We start from the raw sequence: 20,211 nt of genomic DNA on the forward strand, positions 1-20,211 counted from the left end.
CGCCTTGCCGCACGGAAGGCAGACGTCGGCCCCCACCGGCCCCTCGCCGCGCCCGGGCGGGGGCGTCCCGACGGGGGCGCGGGCGTCGGGGGTGATCGGTCTTGGGCCCTGTACACCAAACCAAGCGCTTGCTACGCTCCGCCCATGATGTCCACCGTGGTGTGGGGTACCGGCAACGTCGGCCGCGCCGCCATCAGGGCCGTGGAGGCCCATCCCGACCTCAGTCTCGCCGCCGTCGTCGTGCACTCCCCGGACAAGGTCGGCCGCGACGCCGGCCAGCTCGCCGGTCTCGGCCGCGACCTCGGCGTCACCGCGACGGACGACCCCGCCGCCGTCCTGGCCACGCGCCCGAGGGCCGTCGTGTACGCCGCCTCCGGCGACCTGCGTCCCGACGACGCGCTGGCCGACGTCGTCCGGGCGGTACGGGCCGGCGCCGTCGTCGTCACGCCCTCCCTGTACGCCCTCTACGACCAGCAGGGCGCCCCGCCCGAGCTGCGGGAGCACATGCTGGCCGCCGTCGCGGAGGGCGGCGGCTCGCTGTTCGCCTCCGGCATCGACCCCGGCTGGGGCAACGACGTGCTGCCCCTGCTGCTCAGCGGCCTCGGCTCGGTCGTGGACGCGATCCGCTGCCAGGAGATCTTCGACTACTCCGGCTACGACCGCCCGGACGCGGTCCGTGACATGGTCGGCATGGGCCGCCCGATGGACTACGAGCCGCCGATGATCGCGCCGACCGTCCCGTCCATGGTGTGGGGCGGCCAGGTACGGCTGATGGCGCGGGCCCTCGGCGTCACGCTGGAGGAGATCCGCGAGGTCGTGGAGCGCCGCCCGCTCGACCGTACGGTGAGCACCGCTGGCATGGGCGTGTTCGAGGCCGGCACCCAGGGCGCGGTGCGCTTCGAGGTGCAGGGCGTCGTCGAGGGCGTGCCGCGCATCGTGATCGAGCACGTCACCCGCATCCACTCCTCCTGCGCCCCCGACTGGCCGCTCCCGCCGGACGGCGGCGACGGCGCCCACCGGGTGATCGTCGAGGGCCGTCCGCGCATCGAGGTCACGATCGAGGCCACCGACGAGGGCGGCAGCCGTTCGGCGGGCGGGAACGCCACCGCGGCCGGCCGGCTGGTGAACGCCATCGGCTGGCTCGCCGCCGCCCCGCCCGGCCTGTACGACGCGCTCGACGTCCCCCTGAGACCCGCGACCGGCCGGCTAGGAAGGAAGAACCCATGATCGTGGACGTCCCCGGAGGCAGGGACCCCATCGCGTACGTCTGGGGCGAGATGGTCCCCGGCATCGGCGCCGCCGCCTCGAAGTTCTCCCTGGCCGTCTACGCCCACACCACCCTCGGCCTGCGCGAGTTCGAGGCGGCCCGGCTGCGGATCGCGCAGATCAACGGGTGCGTCTTCTGCCTCGACTGGCGTACCGAGCGTGACGGCGTCAAGGTCGAGGACGGCTTCGCCGACGCGGTCGCCGCCTGGCGCACCACGGACGCCTTCGACGCGCGCACCCGGCTCGCCGCCGAGTACGCCGAGCGGTACGCCCTGGACCACCACGGGCTCGACGAGGAGTTCTGGTCCCGGATGACCGAGCACTACAGCGAGAACGAGATCGTGGAACTGAGCATGAGCATCGGTTCCTGGTGGGCTTTCGGCCGGCTCAACCACGTGCTGGGTCTCGACACGGCCTGCATGCTGACCGACGGCCCCTCACCCTCCGTAAAGCCGACCGCCGTCAACCCGACGGCCGTCAAAGCGACCGAGCGAGGGCACGTGACATGAACCCCAGCCGCCGCACCTTCATCGCCACAGGCGCCTCCCTCCTGGGCGCCGCCGTCCTGCCCGGCCGCGCCGCCGCCGCGGGCACCGCCGCCGCCGGTCCGATCGCGGACGGCGCCCGCGTCCCCGTCCTGGTGATCGGCACCGGGTACGGCGGCTCGGTGGCCGCCCTGCGCCTGGCCCAGGCGGGCGTCGAGGTGCACATGATCGAGATGGGCATGGCCTGGGACACCCCCGGCTCCGACGGGAAGATCTTCTGCAACACCCGCGAGCCCGACTACCGCTCCTACTGGCTGCGCACCAGGACCAAGGCGCCGCTCAACTACTTCCTCGGCTTCCCCATCGACCGGGACATCCCCCGCCACACCGGCATCCTGGACGCCGAGGAGTTCGCCGGCATCACCGTCTACCAGGGCCGCGGCGTCGGCGGCGGTTCCCTGGTCAACGGCGGTATGGCGGTCACGCCCAAGCGCGAGAACTTCGCCGCCGTGCTGCCGTCGGTCGACGCCGACGAGATGTACGGCGTCTACTACCCGCGCGCCAACTCCGGCCTCGGCGTCGGCCTGGTGGACCCGGCCTGGTTCGACACCACCGCCTGCTACCAGTACGCCCGCGTCGGCCGCAAGCACGCCCAGCGCTCCGGCTTCCCGTTCACCTTCGTGCCCGACGTGTACGACTGGGACTACATGAAGCAGGAGGCGGCCGGCACCGTACCCCAGTCGGCGCTGGCCGGCGAGATCCTCTACGGCAACAACCAGGGCAAGAAGTCCCTGCAGAAGACGTATCTCGCGCGGGCCAGGGCGACCGGCAAGGTGACGATCTCGCCGCTGCACCAGGTCACCTCGGTCGCCCCGGCGGCGGGCGGCGGCTACACCGTACGGATCGACCAGCTCGCCACCGACGGCTCGGTCACCGCCGCCAAGACCGTCACGGCGACCCGGGTGTTCTTCGCCGCGGGCAGCGTCGGCACCAGCAAGCTGCTGGTCAAGCTGAAGGCCACCGGCGCGCTGCCCGGCCTGGACGACGAGGTCGGCAAGGGCTGGGGCGACAACGGCAACGTCATGTGCGGCCGGGCCAACCACCTGTGGGACCCGACCGGCAAGCTGCAGTCGGCCATCCCGTGCGCGGGCATCGACAACTGGTCGGCCGGGGGCGCGTTCGCCGAGGTCGCGCCGCTGCCGACCGGCATCGAGACGTACGCCTCGTTCTACCTGTCGATCACCAACACGCCGCACCGCGCGCAGTTCTCCTGGAACGCCGCGACCGGCAAGGTGGACCTGAGCTGGCAGACGGCGTGGAAGCAGACGTCCATCGACATGGCCAAGACGATCTTCGACAAGATCAACGCCAAGGAGGGGACGATCTACCGCACCGACCTGTTCGGCGTGTACAAGATCTGGGGCGACCACCTCACCTACCACCCGCTCGGCGGCGCGGTGCTCAACAGGGCCACCGACAACTACGGCCGCCTGGCCGGCCACCCCGGCCTGTACGTCATCGACGGCTCGCTGATCCCCGGCAACACCACCGTGAACCCGTTCGTCACCATCACGGCGCTGGCCGAGCGGAACATCGAGAAGATCATCGCCACCGACCTCTGATCATCGCCACCGACCCTTGGCGGAGGGTTTGCCGAAACGGCAAAGGAGTTTGCGGGCGGCCGGACGGCCCGCGCATGATCCTGGTGACAGGCCAGGAATCACGTGCGTGGAGGATCGATGTCGCAGCTCACCCCGGTCGCCGAGGGCATCCACCGCCTGGTCCCCTCCCCCGCCGGCCGCGTGCATCTCGTGGAGGCGGGCGAGGGGCCGCTGGTGCTGCTGGTGCACGGGTTCCCCGAGTCCTGGTACTCCTGGCGGCACCAGCTCCCGGCGCTGGCCGCGGCCGGTTACCGGGCGGTCGCGGTGGACGTGCGCGGTTACGGGCGCTCGTCCAGGCCGGCGGACGTGGCCGCGTACCGGATGACCGAGCTGGTCGAGGACGGCGTGGCCGTGGTGCGGGCGCTGGGCGAGCGGTCGGCGGTGATCGTGGGCCACGACTGGGGCGCGGGCATCGCCGCCGACAGCGCCCTGCTCCGGCCGGACGTCTTCCGCGCGGTCGCCATGCTCAGCGTGCCGTACGTGCCGCGCGGCGGGCCGCGTCCCAGCGAGGCGTTCGCCGCCATGGGCGGGACGGACGAGTTCTACGTCAGCTACTTCCAGACCCCCGGCCGGGCCGAGGCCGAGATCGAGCCGGACGTGCGCGGCTGGCTGGCGGGCATGTACGCGGCCCTGTCGGCCGACACCATGCCCGGCCCCGGCGCGCCCGACCCGCACTTCGTGGCCCCGGGCGGCCGGCTGCGCGACCGGTTCCCCGAGGGCCGGCTACCGGGCTGGCTCGGCGCGGCCGACCTCGACTTCTACGCCGCCGAGTTCGAGCGCACCGGCCTGACCGGCGCGCTCAACCGCTACCGCAACATGGACCGCGACTGGTCCGACCTCGCCCCGTACGACGGCGCGCCCGTCACCCAGCCGTCCCTGTTCATCGGCGGCGCCCAGGACGCCACCACCAGATGGCTGGCCGACGCCGTGGACGCCTTCCCCGCCACCCTGCCGGGCCTGGTCTCCTCCCATCTCCTGGACGACTGCGGCCACTGGGTCCAGCAGGAACGCCCCAACGAGGTCAACGGCCTCCTCCTCGACTGGCTCACCCAGCTGTGAGGCGGCGCCGCGGGCCCGCGCCGGGCGGGCCCGCGGCCGGTCACAACACGGCTCCCGAACCCTCGCGGGGCCGCCGCGCGGACTTGGGAGCGGGGGGCTGCGGGGCGGGACGGCGGTCGTACCGGGCGAGCCCGATGGCGGCGGGACCCGCCACGAACGACGACGTCAGCGTGCCCACCACGATCCCGGTGACCAGCGCGATCGCGAAGTCGCGCAGCGAGTCGCCGCCGAAGACGGCCAGCGCGACCAGCACGAACAGCGCGCCGAGCCCGGTGTTGACGGTCCGCGGCACGGTCTGCAGGATCGCCTTGTTCACCGCCTCGGCCAGCGGCGCGGTCCGGCGCGCGGCCCACAGCTCCCGCACCCGGTCGAACACCACCACCTTGTCGTTGACCGAGTAGCCGACCACGGTCAGCATCGCGGCGAGGAAGACGCCGTCCACCGGCTTGCCGAGCCAGGCGAACAGCCCGAGGACGACGGCCAGGTCCACCACCAGGGCCAGCACGGTCGCCGTGCCGAACGTCCAGCGGAACCGCACCGCCAGGTACACCAGCTGCGCCGCCACGGCCACGCCGAGCGCGATGACGGCGTTGCGGCGCAGCTCCTCGCCCAGCGTGGGGCCGATGAACTCGTCGCGCTGCTTGGTCACCTCGCCCGCCTGCGCCTCCAGCGCGGCCTGGATCTTGGCCGGGTCGAGCTGCCCCGCCCGTACGGCCACGCCGTCGGCGGTGGCCTGCACGACCGCGCCCGGATAACCGGCCCTGGCCACGATCTCCCGGGCGGTGTCGGCCTCGACCGGCCTGGACGTGCCGAACTCCACGAGCCGGCCCCCGGTGAACTCCACCCCGAAGTCCAGCCCTCGCACGAACAGCCCGGCCAGCGCCGCCACGACCAGGCCGCCCGCGACCGCCAGCCACATCTTCCTGGCCTTCATGAGCTGCGGGTCGCGGCGGGCCAGCCACGTCCTGACCGCGCCGGCGGAGCCGAGGCCGGAAAGGCGCGGCCCGATCCGGCCCATGACGGCCTGGGTGAGCACGCGGGTGATCAGCATGGCCGACACCAGCGAGGCGATCACGCCGACCGCCAGCGTCACGCCGAACCCCTTGACCGGACCGGAGGCCAGCCAGAACAGCAGCCCGGCGGCGATGAGCGTGGTGACGTTGGAGTCGGCGATGGCGCTCCAGGCGTTCTTGAAGCCCCGGTTCAGCGCGGGCGCCAGACCGCGCCCGGGGGCCAGGGCGTACTCCTCCCTGGCGCGTTCGAAGACCAGCACGTTGGCGTCCACCGCCATGCCGATGGCCAGCACGAATCCGGCCAGTCCCGGCAACGTGAACGTCGCCCCCATCGCCACCAGCGCGGCGTAGGAGATCAGGCCGTAGCAGGTCAGCGCGATCGCGGCGAGCAGGCCGGACAGGCGGTAGACGGCGATGATGAACAGGGCGGTCAGCACCAGCCCGACGACGGCCGCCTTGACGCTGGCCTCGACGGCGGCGGCGCCCAGCGTGGGGCCGACCGTCCGCTGCTCGACCAGGTCGAGCGGCACGGGCAGCGCGCCGCCCTTGATCAGCACGGCCAGATCGCGGGCCTCCTCGTGGGTGAAGGACCCGGTGATCTCGGTGCTGCCGCCGGGGATGCCGGTGCCGCACGGCACGGACGGATCGACCTGCGGCGAGGAGATGACCTTCTTGTCCAGCACGATGGCCACGCGCCGCTTGGGGTCGCCCGCCTGCTGGCAGGCGGCCGTGCCGGTCAGCCGCTGCCAGGCGGCGGCGTCGCGGAAGTCGACCGTGACCCACCAGCCGGGCCCGCGTTGCGGGTCGCTGCGCTCGGTGGCGTCGCTGACGCCGTCGCCGCTGACCGCCACCGGGCCGAGCGCGAGGTGCCGGCCGCTCTCGTCGGGCAGCGCGCCGGCGTCCCCCGCCTGGGCCTCGCCCGTGACGGAGTGGAAGGCGAGCTGCGCGGTACGGCCGATGACCTCGGCCGCCTTGGCCGGGTCGAGCACGCCGGGCAGCTCGACGATGATCCGCTTCTCGCCGGAGCGGACCAGGGTGGGATCGACGACCCCCAGCGCGTCCGCCCGGCGGCGGAGCACGTCGAGGGCGCGGTCGGTGGCCGAGGAGTCGGCCTTGACCGTCGGTGAGTCTCTGGCCTCGAAGACGAGCTGGGTACCGCCACGCAGGTCGAGGCCGAGGCGTGGCGTGGCGGTGAGGGACAGGATGATCGAGGTCGCGATGACGGCGAACGCCGCCAGCGCGCGCCACATGGGCGCACGTGACATGAGGCCTCCACAGGCTCAGGTGTGCGGAAGAGGGATCTTCAGAGCACCGTGGAGGGCGGAGCGCGGGCCGCCGGCGCGCCCTGCGGGCGGTCGGCGGCGGAACGGGAGACGAGCGGCCGTACGACGGCCGTCCAGGAGGGACGCGGCCGGGCCGGACCGGCGGCGGGCAACGCCTGCCCGGCGGGCCCCGCCTGGTCGTGCCCGGACGGCCTGGCCTGGGCGAGCGGCTGCGGCGGCGGCGTGGAACGGAGACTGGCGGCGGCGGGCCGGTGGGCCTCCGCCCGGACGACCGTCTGGACCGACGCCCGGACCGGCGCCTCAGCCGGTGTCTGGGCCGGTGTCTGAGCCGCCGCCTGGGCCGGGGCCGTGACGGCCGCGACCTGGGAGGCGATCTCGCCGTGGCCGATCGCGGGGAGCAGCCACGACAGGACGAGGAGCAGCGCGGCGGGCACTCTGGTGCGCACGTCGCCTCCTTCCCCCGTTGCCGTCGCCCCCTACCGTAGCCGCCGCCGCGGCCCGTCAGGGCAGGGTGCGCAGATACGTCGGCGGCTTGCGGACCTGGGTGGCCTGTTCGAAGGCGTACCCGAGGGCGATCAGGGCGGGTTCGGAGAAGCGCCCGCCGAAGAAGGTGACGCCGAGCGGCAGGACGTCACGGGCGTACCCGGCGGGGACGGTGACGGCCGGATAGCCGGAGACGGCCGAGGGCGCGGAGGAGGAGACGAAGCCGGTGAAGTCGTCGCCCTTGGTCAGGTCGGTCAGCCAGGCGGCGTGGTTGGTGGGGGCCAGCAGCGCGTCCAGGCGACCGGCGGCCATCGAGGAGTCGATCGCCCGGCGGGCCAGCGTGGTGGCCTTCTCGCGCAGGGCGCGGTAGGCGGGGTCGTCCAGGTCGCCGGTGGTGGCCTGGGCCTGCTCGAAGATCTCCTGGCCGAAGTGGCGCAGCTCGGTCCCGGCGTGCTGCCGGTTGAAGTCGATCAGCCCGGCCAGGTCGGCGGGGTGGCGGCCGGGGGTGGCGGCCAGGTAGGCGTTCAGGTCGTGCTTGAACTCGGTCAGCAGCGCGGGGAACTCGGCCTCGCCGGCCTCGTCCATGCCCTCCAGCTCGACGTCCACCACGGTCGCGCCGCGGGCGCGCAGGGTGGCGACGGCGGCGTCCAGGGTGGCGCGTACCTCCTGGTTGTCGCCCGCGACCGAGCGCCACACGCCGATGCGGGCGCCGGACAGCGCGCCGGGCCGCAGCGCCCTGAGGTAGTCGCGGTCGCCGCCCGGCACGGTGTCGGGGTCGCGCGGGTCGGCCCCCTGGATGACCGAGAGCACGGCGGCGGCGTCGGTGACGTTCCTGGTGATCGGGCCCGCGGTGTCCTGGCGTGCCGAGAGCGGCACCACGCCGGCCCTGCTGACCAGTCCGAGCGTGGGCTTGATGCCGACCACGCCGTTGATCCCGGCCGGGCAGACGATCGAGCCGTCGGTCTCGGTGCCGATGGTGACCGCGGCCAGGGTGGCGGCGGCGGCGACCGCCGAGCCGCTGCTCGACCCGCAGGGGTTGCGGTCCAGCACGTACGGGTTGTTGGTCTGGCCGCCCACCGCGCTCCACCCGCTGGAGGACGGGGCGGAGCGGAAGTTGGCCCATTCCGACAGGTTCGCCTTGCCGAGGATCACCGCGCCGGCCGCCCGCAGCCGCTGGACGAGGAACGCCTCGCGGGCCGGGCGGGAGCCGAGCAGCGCCTGCGAGCCGGCGGTCGTACGCAGCGGCGCGACGGTGTCGATGTTGTCCTTGAGCAGGACCGGGATGCCTTCGAGGGGGCCGTGGGCGCCCCGGCGGCGACGCTGGTCGCTGCGTTCGGCCTCGCGCAGCGCGCCGGGGTTGGTCTGGACGACCGCGTGCACCAGCGGGTCCACCGCGCGGATGCGGTCGAGGTAGAACCGGGTGAGCGTCACGGCGTCGAAGCGGCCCCGGTCCATGGCGCGCTGCAGGTCGAGCACGTTGGCGCGGTCGAGGTCCAGGCCGCGCAGGACGGTGCCGGCGGATGGGGTGGCCGCCTCGCGGGCCTGCGCCGGGGCGGCCACGGTTAACCCGGCCACGGCGAGCGCGGCCGCCACGGCGAGCCGGCGGCGGGGCTTCATGAGAGTCATGGCTGAAGAGCGTAACCATGATGCTTTCTCTGGAAAATATTCCAAATCAGATATATCTGTCCCGGACAACTGCCGCCCGTCGGGGCCAGGGGTTCGTCAGGGGCAGCCCGTGGCCGCGAACACCGTGAACCGGGTGACCTCGCCGCGGCTGAAGTTGTCGTCGGACCCGATCACCAGCGTGCACTCCCCGTTCGCCGGCCGCGGACTCGGGGTCGGCCGAGCCGGGCTTGCCGTAACCAGGGCAAGGGGTGCCGTCCTGCCTGGTCAGCATGGTCACGCCGGTCAGGCCGACCCCCGTGAGCGCGCCCGAGTCCCGGTCGATGCCCGACCGCGTCCTCGCCCGGCGACCCGGCGGACGCGGGCTGGCCTCCGGGACACCGTCCTGTCACCTCGCGCCCTCCGGGGCCGGAAACTGTCAGTTGCCGGGCGCACACTCAACGCATGCCCGATGAGCCTCTCGAACTCGGCGAGATCGCCATCTCCGACTGGTACGCCCACAACGACAAGATGGCCGAGGTCGGCTTCCTGACCATCGCCAGACGCCTGCCCTCGCTCGTCGCCCAGGCGATGAGCATGTCCTGGCGGGCCGGCCCCCGCGACACCGTGGCCACCATCGCGCTCAACCTCCTCGGCGGCCTGTTCACCGCCTTCGGCCTGCTGGCCACCACCGGCGTGCTGAGCGCCCTGTTCAGCGAGGGCCCGACCCCCGACCGGGTGCTGGCCGCCCTGCCCAGCCTCGCCCTGGTGGGGGCCGCCGCCGTGCTGCGCACCGCGATGCAGGCCGGCGCGGGCTGGGCCCAGTCGCGCCTCACCCCGCAGATCTCCCGCCACACCGAGGAACGCCTCTACGGCCTGACCAGCCAGGTGGAGCTGGCCGCCTACGACGACCCGGAGTTCCACGACAGCCTGGAGCGCGCCAACCAGCGCGGCGTCTCGGTGGCGAGCTCGGTCGTCACCTCGGCCATCGACGTCGTCACCGCGGCCGTCGGCATCGCCGCCGCGGCCGGCGTGCTGGGCGTGCTCCACCCGGTCCTGCTGCCGCTGCTCCTGCTGGCCGTGCTGCCCGACGCCTGGGCGGCGGTGCGCGGCGCCCGCATGCGCTACTCCACCATGTACTCCCTCATCCCCGCCCGCCGCCGCAAGTGGATCATCGCCGAGCTGCTGGCCGAGCGCGAGCCCGCCGCCGAGGTGCGCTCGTTCACCATGCGCGGCTTCCTGCTGCGCATGTACGACGCGGTCGCGAGGGCCGAGCAGGACGTCCTGCTCACCTTGGCCCGACGCCAGACCCTGGCCAGGCTGGTCGGCGAGGCCCTGGGCGGCCTCGGCACCGCCCTGGTCTACGTCGCGCTCGGCGTGCTGCTGGCCGTGGCCGCGATCCCGCTCGCGGTCGCCGGCACCGCGGTGCTGGCCATCAGGACCGGCCAGTCCTCGCTGGCCAACCTCATGTACGCCACCAACCGCCTCTACGAGGAGGGCCTCTACTTCACCGACTTCCTCCAGTTCTGCGCCGACGCCGAACGCCGCGTCCCCGCCGACCGGCCCGGGGCCGTGCCCGAAAGTTTCGACCGCATCGTGGCCGACGACGTGACGTTCACCTACCCGGGCGCGGAGGAGCCGTCGCTGCGCGGGGTGACGGTCGAGATCAAGCGCGGCGAGATCATCGCGTTCGTGGGCGAGAACGGCTCAGGCAAGACGACCCTGGCCAAGATCCTGTCCGGCCTCTACGAGCCCGACACCGGCACCGTCTCCTGGGACGACGCCGACGTGGCCGGCGTGCCCCCCGACGAGCTGCGCCGGCGTACGGCCGTCATCGCCCAGGACCACACCCGCTGGCCGCTCACCGCCCGCTACAACATCACCATGGGCACCGACAAGGGCGAGGCCGCCCTGCGGTCGGCGGCCTCGGTCGCGGGCGCCGACGAGGTGGTCGCGGGCCTGCCCCACGGCTACCGCACCCTGCTCGACCGCCGGTTCAAGGACGGCCACGAGCTGTCCGGCGGCCAGTGGCAGCGCATCGCCGTGGCCCGCGGTTTCCACCGCGAGGCCGATCTGCTGATCTGCGACGAGCCCACGGCCGCCCTCGACGCCCGCGCCGAGCACGCCCTGTTCGAGCGCATCCGCGACCATTCCGAGGGCCGTACGGTCCTGCTGATCACCCATCGCCTGGCCAGCGTGCGCTACGCCGACCGCATCTACGTCCTCGACCACGGCAAGATCACCGAGCAGGGCGACCACCAGGCCCTGATGGCGCTCAACGGCCTCTACGCCGACCTCTACACCCTCCAGGCCGCCGCCTACCGCTGATCATGAGCCTGCCGGCGCTCCGCGGGTCCCGGCCCGCGGAGCGCCGCGGTCTCAGGCCGCCTTGTCCTTGGAGTCGGGGGCGGGAGCCAGGCGCAGGCCGCCGGGCCGGGCCTGCTCCACGGGGAAGACCCACTTCCGCATCGCCCAGAAGCGGTAGACCATGGTGATCAGCGTGCCGATGACCTGCGCGCTCATGAAGTCGGCGATCTCCTGGGTCATCAGGCTCACGTCCGGGGTCTCCATGTGGAACACGTACCGGGAGATCCACAGCGGCGCGGAGCTGAGCACCAGACCGACGCCGCTGACCAGGAAGAACAGCGCCGCCTCGTGACGGCGTTCGCGTCCGCCCCTGGTCCGGAACGACCATTCGCGGTTGAGCACGTAGGACACGATCGTCGCCACGAGCACCGCGATGATCTTCGCGGTCACCGGCTTCGGTTCCAGGACGGTCAGCTTCAGCCCGTAGAACAGCGCGTTGTCCACCAGGAACGTCGTGCCGCCCACCACCGCGAACTTCAGTGGTTCACGGTGCTTCAGCGCCAGGGCGCGCAGCGGTTCCGGCAGTCTCGCGAGTACGGCGTTTGCTATTCGGAGCACCCCCGATCTTCTCACCAGTCACACACTCCGGCGCAACGCTTCCCGGACGCGGATCTCCCGCGGCTCCCGCGTCAGCGGCGCAGCAGGCCGGGCGGCACGGCCTCGGCCAGGGCCCGGTACCCCGCCGGGTTCAGGTGCAGATGGTCGCCCACGTCGTAGGCGGGCAGCAGGGCGCGGGGGGCGGCCGGGTCGCGGGCCGCGCGGTCGAAGTCGATCACGGCGTCGAACGTGCCGCTCGTCCTGATCCACTCGTTGACGCGCTGCCTGGCCGCCTCCCGCAGGCCGCCGGGGTCGTCGTAGGAGGTGTTGCCGCCGAAGGGGGTGAGGGTGGCGCCGTACACGCGCAGGTCCTGGGCGTGGGCGCGGGTGACGATCTGGTCGTAGGCGGCGATCAGGTCGTCGGCGACCTGCTGCTGCGCGGCCTCGGTGGCCGGGGCGGTGCCGATGTCGTTGACGCCCTCGAAGACGATCAGCCAGGCGAGCCCGCTCTGGGCGAGCACGTCGCGGTCCAGCCGGGCCAGGGCGGCCGGGCCGAGTCCGTCGTTCAGTACCCGGTTGCCGCCGGCGGCCTGGTTGGCGAGCGCGAGGCCGGGCAGGCGCGGCTGGAGCCGGTCGAGCAGCTGGTCGGGCCAGCGGTCGTTCCGGTTGGTGGTGGAGCCCCTGCCGTCGGTGAGCGAGTCGCCCAGTACGGCGAGGGCGGCGGTGGACCGCTTGGCCCGCACCTCGACCGCGCTCAGCAGATACCAGTGGTCGACCGGGGTGGCGCCGGTCAGCCCGGGGGCGTCGGTCTGGTCGCCGGGGGCCAGGTAGGAGGTGGTCCTGGAGCCGGGGTGGGAGGTGAGGGCGTTCGAGGCCTGGCCCTGGGCGAGATGCGCGGTCACCGACAACACCGAGCGCGGCGCGAGCGCGAGGTCCAGCGGGTCGGACACGACCTGCGCCCCGGCCGGCACGACGGTGGAGGCACGGCCGCTGAAGGTCAGGGGCCGCGCGGTGCCGGGCCGGATCGTGCTCACCCCGGCCGCCCCGCCCTCCGGGAACGCCACGGAGGCCCGCGTGATGGGCAGCGGCGCGCCGCCGAAGGCGTTGGAGAAGCGTACCCGTACGCGCTTCCCGCCGGCCGAGACGCGGACGGTCTGCCGGAGCGTGGTGTCGGCCAGGACCAGCCCGTCCTGCGTGTACGGCGGCGGCGGCATGTTGCCCGGCTCGGTGAGCTGCGGCATCGAGGTCCAGGTGCCGACCCAGTGTTCTCCGGGGAGCGAGGACGGGTCGGCGGCGCCCGTGGCGGGCGCGGCCGTCAGCACCGCGGCCCCGGCGACGGCGAGGGCCACCAGCTTCCACATTCTGCCCATGGGCACTCCGAAACTTTCGGTCTAGCAGCGAATATTTCTCCCGGACCGTACGACGGGCCGCGCCACGGGTCAACAGGGTGATCCGCTTCTGACACGACGGCATTCCCGTTCTGACCGGGCGTTGCAAGGAGGGCGTCCCGATGGTGCACTCAAGGGCGTTGGTTCCGACCTGTGTCAGGCCGCCAGCGGGAGCGCAAGCCGGCGGCGGACCTCGAAGGGAGAACCGTGAGACGATTACGTCCCCTACCGGCCCTGCTGGGCCTGCTGCTGGCCGTGCTGCCGGTCGGGGCCTCGGCCTGCGGCGGGTCCGCGCCGGCGACGGGCGGCGCCGGAACGGCCCGGTCCGGCGCGCCGCCGGAGAAGATCCGGGTCGGCGTCATCCCGATCCCCGACAGCGCGCTGGTCTACCTCGCCCGCGACCGCGGCTACTTCGCCGCCGAGGGGCTGGAGGTGGAGCCGGTGGTCGTACGGGGCGGCGGCCCGGCGATCGAGAAGATGCGGGGCGGCGCCCTGGAGTTCGCGCTGATCAACTACGTGACGGGCTTCCTGTACCAGCGGCGCGAACCCGGACAGCTCAAGCTGGTCGCCGACGCCTACCACGCCGCGCCGGGCGCGTTCCAGCTCTTCGTGCCGCCCGGCAGCCCGATCCGGAACGTGCGCGACCTCAAGACGCCCGGCGGCCCGAAGAGGAGCATCGCGGTGGCGACGCTGCGCTCGGTGGCCACGCTGAGCGCCGAGACCGTGCTCGCCGCGGCCGGGCTGTCGGCGGCCGACGTCGCGTTCAAGGAGATCCCCCTGCCGGACATGCCGGCCGCGCTGGCCGCGCACACGGTGGACGTGGCCTGGATGACCGAGCCGTTCATCACCGCCTACGCGCGGCAGGGCGGCCGGTCGCTGGGCGACGCCATGGCGAACGTCCCGGCCGGGTGGCCGATCGCCGGATGGGCCACGACCTCGTCGTACGCGGGGGCGCATCCCCGCAGCGTGGCCGGGTTCCAGCGGGCCATGGCCCACGCCCAGCTCGACTCGCGTGACCGGGCCCTGGTCACCGGGGTGCTGGGCACGTACACGAAGATCCCGCGCGAGGTCCTGCCGACCATCACGCTCGGGACGTTCCCCGCAGGCCTGGAGGCCGAGAAGCTGCAGGCGGTGGTGGACACCATGGTGAGGTTCGGCTACCTGCCCGCGCCGCTGCGGGCGGAGAGCATGATCGTCCGGCCGCCCTGGGAATCGGGGAAGGGGAACCCATGAGCGACACGTGGAAGCGGGCGCGGGTGCTGCGCCTGATCGACGACTACATCCTGTACGCCGCCGTCCGGGCGGCCCTGCGGCTGTCGGTCTTCGACCTGCTGGCCGCCGGGGCCTGCGCCGTGGACGAGCTGGCCGACGAGATCGCCGCCGGCGGGACCGGCCGTCCCGACGAGCAGTTGCTGGGCCGCCTGCTGAGGGCGCTGGAGCACCTGCGGCTCGTCGAGCGGGACGCCCGCGGCCGCTACCTGCTCACCGGCGAGGGCGACCTGCTCACCAGCGGGCGGGACGACTCGCTGGCCCCCGCCGCGCTGATGTGGGGCGAGGAGCTGTGGCGGGACTCGGCCGACCTGCTGCACCGGACGATCACCCGCGGCGGCCCCGCCGCCCTGGAGCTCCACCAGGTCGGCTCCCCCTACGACTGGCTCAGCACGCAGCCCGCGGCCGGCGCCCTGTTCAACGAGTTCATGGCCACCCGCAGCGTCACCGTGGCCCGCGCGCTGGCCGGGCAGGACCTGACCGGCGTGGACGCCGTCGCCGACATCGGCGGCGGCACCGGCATCGTCCTGGCCACGCTCCTGGCCTCCCACCCGCGGCTGCGCGGCGTGCTGTTCGAGCTGCCCGAGGTGGCGGCGCAGGCCCGGCGGCACCTGGACGGGCGGTCCGCCGTCACGGTGGCCGAGGGCGACATGTTCGCCGACCCGCTGCCCCTGGCGGGCCTGTACCTGCTGAGCAACATCGTGCACAACTATCCCGACGAGCAGGCCGCCAAGCTGCTGGCCCGGATCGCCGCCCTGATGGACGCGGACGCCGAGTTGTGGATCGTGGACGCAATCCTCGACGACGACCCGCACCGCTCGCCGACGTCGGCCGTGGCGCTGGACATGAAGATGCTCACGCTGTTCACCGGCGGCCGCGAACGCACGCTGACCGGCGTCGAGTCCCTGCTGGAGGCCGCCGGGCTGCACGTCGCGCGGACCGAACCGCTCCCCCACGGCCTGCACCTGGTGGTGGCCAGGCAGCGCCCGGCCTCCGGATGAGCCGCCGGCCGCGCACATGCACCGGCCGTCCACCAGACTGGCGGCTACGGGCGCGGGCCCGGGCCGTACGGTGCGGGTGATCTTCGGCTTTCCGCCACTTCGCGGCTTCCGAAACTGATCGTTCATGGAAAGGGGAGACACGAAGTGGCGGAGACCAACGCCGGCGTGCGGCGATTACTTGCGGACTCGGGGGAACCACGCGGGTGGGTCCCGCTCCGGGCGGATCTCGTCACGGCGCTGCTGGGGGTCTGGTTCGGCGTCGGGCTGATGATCGACGCGTGGGCGCACAGCAACCTGACCGAGCTGGAGACGTTCTTCACGCCGTGGCACGCGGCCTTCTACTCGGGGTTCGCCGCCGTGTCGGGCTGGATCATCTGGCAGGTCTACCGCAACGTGCGGCTCGGCCGCCAAGGGCTGGCCGCCGTACCGCAGGGCTACCTGGCCGGGCTGGTCGCGATCCCGGCGTTCGCGGTCTGCGGCCTGGCCGACATGACCTGGCACACCGTGCTCGGCATCGAGACGAGCATCGACATCCTGTTCAGCCCGTCCCATCTGGGGCTGATCGTGACCATGCTGCTCATCATCACCACGCCGCTGCGCTCGGCCTGGAGCGCCCCCGACGTGGGCGTGCGGCCCTCGCTCGGGCGGCTGGTCCCGGCGCTGGCCGGGCTCGCGTTCGCGGCCACGCTGGTGTCGCTGTTCCTGTCGTACGGCGACGCCCTCCAGTACGGCTCCGCCGACATCGTCGAGTCGTTCTCCGACGTACGGGGGCCCGGCGCGGACCGGCTGGCCGCCTCGATGGCCATCAGCAACGTCGTCCTGCTCGCCCCGGTGCTGCTGGTGGTACGGCGCTGGAACCTGCCCTTCGGCGGCGTGACCGTCATGTACACGGTCGCCGCGTTGATGCCCGGCTCGCAGACGGCGTTCGAGAACCTGCCGACCCTGCTCACGTTCGTCGCCGCGGGCCTGGCGAGCGACGTGCTGATCCGGCTGCTGCGCCCGTCCGGCGCGCGGCGGGCCGCCTACTGGGCCTTCGCCGGGTTGTCGGCCTTCGTCACCTGGTCGCTCTACATCGCGGTCGCCTCGGTCGCCGGGGGCGGGCTGCCCGCGGTGCCCGAGTTGTGGACCGGCGCGCCGGTGGTGGCCGGGCTGATCGGCCTGGCGCTCGGCGCGCTGTTCCTGCCGAACGCCCTGCCCGCGGACGCGGCCGACGCCGGCCGGGCATGACCCGGCTGCTCCGGGTCCTCTGTCTCGCCGTCGTCCTGCTGCTCGCGGGCGCCGTACCGGCCGCGGCCCACAACGTCGCGGCCGGGGCGGACCTGCGCTTCGCCCAGACGATCGCCGGCGCGGAGCTCACGGTCGTGGTCAAGGCCACCTCGCGGGTGCCGGGGCCGCTGCTGATCGGCCTGATCGCGTACGAACCGGCGACCGGGCCGCGGGTCGGCCTGGAGGTGCGCTCGGTCGAGGACGGCCACAAGGTCACCGCCACCGCGCAGGCCGCCCGCGACCCCCGCTACGTCGAGCTGCCGGTGGAGCGCACCGGGCCGCACGAGCTCCGGCTGACGGCGGGCGACGAGGTCGCCGTGCTGCCGTTCCGGGTCCTGGTGAACCGCGGCTCCGCCGGTGAGTTCCTGATCTACGGCGGCCTGCTCGTGGCGGGGCTGCTGCTGGTCGGCGGCCTGCTGACCGGCGCGCTGTCACGCAGGACGCCGGCGATGGTGCTGGCCGGGGGCGCGGCGGCCGCGGTGACCGTGGCCGCGATGGTCGTCGTGTTCGAACCCATGCTGCCGCCCCCGCCGGCCGACGGCGCCGTGCCCACGGTGAGCACGCAGGCGGCCGGGCGGCCGTTCGCGCAGGGGCGGGTGACGGCCTTCCCGGCCCGTCCGGCGGCCGGTCAGGAGTTCACCCTGCGCCTCGACCTCACCGACGGCTCGACCGGGTATCCGGTGGACGATCTCGTCCTGCATCACGAGGCGCTCGCGCACGTGGTCGTCACCAGCGAGGACGGCGCGTACTTCCGGCACCTGCACCCGCTGCGCACCGCGCCGGGGCGGCTGGAGGTCCGGCTGCGCGCCGACCGGCCGGGCCGGTTCCTGGCCTACGCGGAGCTGGAACGCGAGGACTCCGGCGGCCAGTTGCTCAGCGGCGTGTTCCAGGTCGCCGGGCACGCGGTGGCCGCCCCGCCGCCGCCCGCGCCGGCGGCCACCCCCGTCGTACGGCCGTCCGCGCCGGTCGCGGGCCGTCCGGCGGCGATCGAGCTGGGCATCGGCGTCACGCCACGCCAGTGGCTGGGCATGTCGGGGCACCTGATCGTACGCAGCCAGGACGGCACGTTCCTCGGCCACGTGCACGAGATGGGCGTTCCGGCGCCGCGGCTGCGCTTCACCTTCAGCTTCCCGGCCCCGGGCCGCTACCTGGCCTGGGCCCAGTACGCGACCGGCGACCGAATCGTGACCGTGCCCTTCACCGTCGACGTCACGGAGGCCCTCGGATGAGGCGGGTCCTGGCCGTCGCCGCCCTGCTGGCGGCGGCCCTGGCGCTGTTCCTGTACGCGCGCGGCTCCGGCCCCGCCCCGCTCACCCTGACCAGCGTCGGCACCCGGTACGCCGTCACGGTCTCGATCCCGAGGCCGACGACGGGCCGCGTGGCGGCCGAGGTACGGGTGACCTCCGGCGACCCGCACACCGTGACGCTGTCGACCGTGATGCCCGGCATGGGCCACGCCACCCCGGAGATCACCGCCGACCAGCGGCAACCCGGCCGGTACGCGGCCGAGGGCGAGCTGTTCCCGATGGCCGGGGTGTGGGAGTTGTCGGTCCGGCTGAGCGGCGCGGCGGGAGAGGAGGTGCTGGTGGTGAAGGCGCCCATCACGGAATAGGAGCCCATGACGGAAATGAAGCCCGAAACGGGATCGGAGCCTGCTCTTGACGAATGAAATGAACGATCTTTTAATTCGTGCATGGGACGTATCGCCGGCGTCACCGCCGCCGAGACGCGGGAACGCCTGCTGCGCGCCGCCGCCGACGTCTTCGCCAGGCGCGGCTACGACGGCACCCGCGTCGCCGACATCGCCGCCGGCGCGGGCGTGAGCAACGGCGCCCTGTACGCCCACTTCGGCTCCAAGGCCGAACTGCTGGTGGCCGCGCTGGGCGCGCACGGCCGGCGGCTGATGGCCGGGCTGTTCGACGACGAGCCCGGCCGTCCGGTCGCCGACCTGCTCCTCGCCGCCGGCCGCCGGCTCCCCCGCCCCCGTGACACCGGCGGCGACCTCACCGTCGAGGCGCTGGTCGCCGCCCGCCGCGACGAGGACGTGGCCCTTGCCATGCGCGACTACGTCGGCGAACGCGCCGGCCGGCTCGCCGACCTCGTCCGCGCCGGACAGGCCGGCGGCGAGCTGGACCCCGGGCTGTCGCCGGACGCGATCGCCCACTTCTGCCTCCTGCTCGCGATGGGCAGCGCGCTCATCGCGCCGGAGCCGTACCAGGTCGGCGAGGAGGAGTGGGCCACGCTGCTCACCCGCGTCGTCGCCGCCCTCTCCCCCGCCCCACCGCACGAAGGAACGCCGTGAAAGCACAGATCGACCCCGGGCGCTGCCAGGGACATGGCCGCTGCTACGACCTCGCCCCCGACCTGTTCGGCGAGGACGACGAAGGTTACGGAACGGTCCTCGGCGACGGCACGGTGGGCCCCGGCCAGGAGCGTACGGCGCGGCTGGCCGTCTCCAACTGCCCGGAGCACGCGATCGACCTGGTCGGGGAGGCGTGACATGAGCGTGGACGAGCGGTTCGTGAAGAGCTTCGACGAGCCCGGCGAGGACGAGCGGGCCGGCACCCGCAGCGAGATCGTCACCGGCCCGGTCTCGGACTGGGCGACCGACTTCTCCCACCTGGAGCCGGAGTGGGCCGCCGACCCGTACCCGATCCAGGACGACCTGCGGCAACGCTGCCCGATCGCCCGCACCGACCGGTTCGGCGGCGGCTGGCTCCCCACCCGCTACGAGGACGTCGCGGCCATCGCCTACGACACCGATCGGTTCTCCTCCCGCTCGATCATCATGAGCAACTTCCGCCCGCCGCCCGAGAGCGCCCCGGTGGGCGGCACGCCGCCGATCTCGTCCGACCCGCCCTTCCACCACGACGCCCGCAAGCTGCTGCTCCCGGCCTTCACCAAGACGGCCGTCGCCCGCCGCGAGGAGTCGACCCGGGCGTTGTGCCACGAGCTGATCGACGGCCTGGAGGGCCAGGACGTCGTGGACGCGGCCCGCGACTACGCCCAGCACATCCCGATGCGGGTGATCGCCGACATGCTGGGCTTCCCTCCGGAGGACGGCCCGCGCTTCCGCGAGTTCATCGAGAACGCCCTCGAAGGCGTCAACCTGCCGCCCGAGCAGCGGATCGCCAACATGGACCGGCTCTTCGACTACCTGCTGGAGCAGATCCGCGACCACGTGGACCACCCGCGCGACGACCTGACGACCTACCTCATCGACGCCGAACTGTACGGCCACAAGCTGGAGGCCGGGCACGTCGCGGGCACGATCGCCCTGCTGCTGATCGCGGGCATCGACACCACCTGGAGCGCCATCGGCGCCTCACTCTGGCACCTGGCCAAGACCCCCGCGGACCGCCGGCGCCTGGTCGCCGAACCCGCCCTCCTGCCCACCGCCATGGAAGAACTCCTGCGCGCCTACGCCCCCGTCACCATGGCCCGCCTCGTCAAACACGACATGCACTGGAACGGCGTCGACATGAAGGCCGACGACTGGATCCTGCTCTCCTTCCCCGCCGCCAACCGCGA

At 73.4% G+C, this 20,211-nt stretch carries 18 protein-coding genes; 13 read left to right on the plus strand and 5 right to left on the minus strand.

Features of this window, described 5'->3' with window-relative positions; translation table 11 throughout:
* Window positions 1-144 precede the first annotated feature (144 nt).
* From IEZ27_RS49885 to IEZ27_RS49900, 4 genes are all read left to right on the plus strand, one after another.
* Window positions 145-1,227 carry an NAD(P)H-dependent amine dehydrogenase family protein gene (locus tag IEZ27_RS49885; RefSeq protein WP_189653692.1) on the plus strand — a complete coding sequence of 361 codons (1,083 nt, stop codon included), beginning with the start codon at window positions 145-147 and terminating at the stop codon, window positions 1,225-1,227.
* Window positions 1,224-1,775 carry a carboxymuconolactone decarboxylase family protein gene (locus IEZ27_RS49890; RefSeq protein ID WP_189653693.1) on the plus strand — a complete coding sequence of 184 codons (552 nt, stop codon included), beginning with the start codon at window positions 1,224-1,226 and terminating at the stop codon, window positions 1,773-1,775. Before IEZ27_RS49885 ends, IEZ27_RS49890 begins: the two co-directional genes overlap by 4 nt.
* Window positions 1,772-3,373, plus strand: coding sequence for a GMC oxidoreductase (locus tag IEZ27_RS49895; RefSeq protein ID WP_189653694.1), 1,602 nt, complete (start codon window positions 1,772-1,774; stop codon window positions 3,371-3,373). Before IEZ27_RS49890 ends, IEZ27_RS49895 begins: the two co-directional genes overlap by 4 nt.
* Window positions 3,374-3,490: 117 nt before the next feature.
* Complete coding sequence (locus IEZ27_RS49900) at window positions 3,491-4,471, plus strand: alpha/beta fold hydrolase (protein WP_189653695.1); 981 nt, start codon at window positions 3,491-3,493, stop codon at window positions 4,469-4,471.
* 40 nt (window positions 4,472-4,511) lie between these two features.
* Here the strand turns inward: IEZ27_RS49900 and secD are convergent, their stop codons facing one another.
* From secD to IEZ27_RS49915, 3 genes are read right to left on the minus strand one after another with little or no spacing between them, the layout of a single operon-like run.
* On the minus strand, window positions 4,512-6,749 hold the full coding sequence (secD, locus tag IEZ27_RS49905; protein WP_189653696.1) for a protein translocase subunit SecD: 2,238 nt from the start codon (window positions 6,747-6,749) through the stop codon (window positions 4,512-4,514).
* 38 nt (window positions 6,750-6,787) lie between these two features.
* Entirely contained in the window at window positions 6,788-7,213 is a 426-nt protein-coding gene (locus IEZ27_RS49910; RefSeq protein ID WP_189653697.1) for a hypothetical protein, read from the minus strand.
* Window positions 7,214-7,268: 55 nt separating this feature from the next.
* Window positions 7,269-8,876, minus strand: coding sequence for an amidase (locus tag IEZ27_RS49915; protein ID WP_229825057.1), 1,608 nt, complete (start codon window positions 8,874-8,876; stop codon window positions 7,269-7,271).
* 441 nt (window positions 8,877-9,317) lie between these two features.
* Between IEZ27_RS49915 and IEZ27_RS49920 the strand changes: the two genes are divergently transcribed.
* Entirely contained in the window at window positions 9,318-11,180 is a 1,863-nt protein-coding gene (locus tag IEZ27_RS49920) for an ABC transporter ATP-binding protein (RefSeq protein WP_189653698.1), read from the plus strand.
* Between the two features lie 51 nt (window positions 11,181-11,231).
* On the opposite strand, the gene IEZ27_RS49925 is transcribed toward IEZ27_RS49920, so the two are convergent.
* Window positions 11,232-11,777, minus strand: coding sequence for a GtrA family protein (locus IEZ27_RS49925; RefSeq protein WP_229825058.1), 546 nt, complete (start codon window positions 11,775-11,777; stop codon window positions 11,232-11,234).
* Window positions 11,778-11,848: 71 nt separating this feature from the next.
* Window positions 11,849-13,126, minus strand: a complete 1,278-nt coding sequence (locus tag IEZ27_RS49930; protein ID WP_189653700.1) for an SGNH/GDSL hydrolase family protein — start codon at window positions 13,124-13,126, stop codon at window positions 11,849-11,851.
* A 225-nt stretch (window positions 13,127-13,351) separates the two neighbouring features.
* Here IEZ27_RS49930 and IEZ27_RS49935 point away from each other — a divergent pair, with 225 nt between their 5' ends.
* From IEZ27_RS49935 to IEZ27_RS49970, 8 genes are all read left to right on the plus strand, one after another.
* On the plus strand, window positions 13,352-14,377 hold the full coding sequence (locus IEZ27_RS49935) for an ABC transporter substrate-binding protein (protein ID WP_189653701.1): 1,026 nt from the start codon (window positions 13,352-13,354) through the stop codon (window positions 14,375-14,377).
* Entirely contained in the window at window positions 14,374-15,414 is a 1,041-nt protein-coding gene (locus IEZ27_RS49940) for a methyltransferase (protein ID WP_189653702.1), read from the plus strand. The genes IEZ27_RS49935 and IEZ27_RS49940 overlap by 4 nt, the downstream gene beginning before the upstream one ends.
* Window positions 15,415-15,558: 144 nt before the next feature.
* A complete protein-coding gene (locus tag IEZ27_RS49945; protein ID WP_229825059.1) occupies window positions 15,559-16,641 on the plus strand; it encodes a hypothetical protein in 1,083 nt (360 codons plus the stop codon).
* Window positions 16,638-17,909, plus strand: coding sequence for a hypothetical protein (locus tag IEZ27_RS49950; RefSeq protein ID WP_189653703.1), 1,272 nt, complete (start codon window positions 16,638-16,640; stop codon window positions 17,907-17,909). Before IEZ27_RS49945 ends, IEZ27_RS49950 begins: the two co-directional genes overlap by 4 nt.
* Window positions 17,906-18,292 (plus strand): FixH family protein, encoded by a 387-nt coding sequence (locus tag IEZ27_RS49955; RefSeq protein ID WP_189653704.1) that lies wholly within the window; start codon window positions 17,906-17,908, stop codon window positions 18,290-18,292. Before IEZ27_RS49950 ends, IEZ27_RS49955 begins: the two co-directional genes overlap by 4 nt.
* Window positions 18,293-18,373: 81 nt before the next feature.
* A complete protein-coding gene (locus IEZ27_RS49960; RefSeq protein WP_189653705.1) occupies window positions 18,374-18,982 on the plus strand; it encodes a TetR/AcrR family transcriptional regulator in 609 nt (202 codons plus the stop codon).
* Window positions 18,979-19,179, plus strand: coding sequence for a ferredoxin (locus IEZ27_RS49965; protein ID WP_189653706.1), 201 nt, complete (start codon window positions 18,979-18,981; stop codon window positions 19,177-19,179). Before IEZ27_RS49960 ends, IEZ27_RS49965 begins: the two co-directional genes overlap by 4 nt.
* A 1-nt stretch (window position 19,180) precedes the next feature.
* Window positions 19,181-20,211 (plus strand): cytochrome P450 (locus tag IEZ27_RS49970; RefSeq protein WP_189653707.1); only part of this gene is annotated, 1,031 nt, incomplete at its 3' end.

It is taken from the genome of Nonomuraea spiralis (assembly GCF_014648435.1).
GTDB classification, from domain to species: domain Bacteria; phylum Actinomycetota; class Actinomycetes; order Streptosporangiales; family Streptosporangiaceae; genus Nonomuraea; species Nonomuraea spiralis.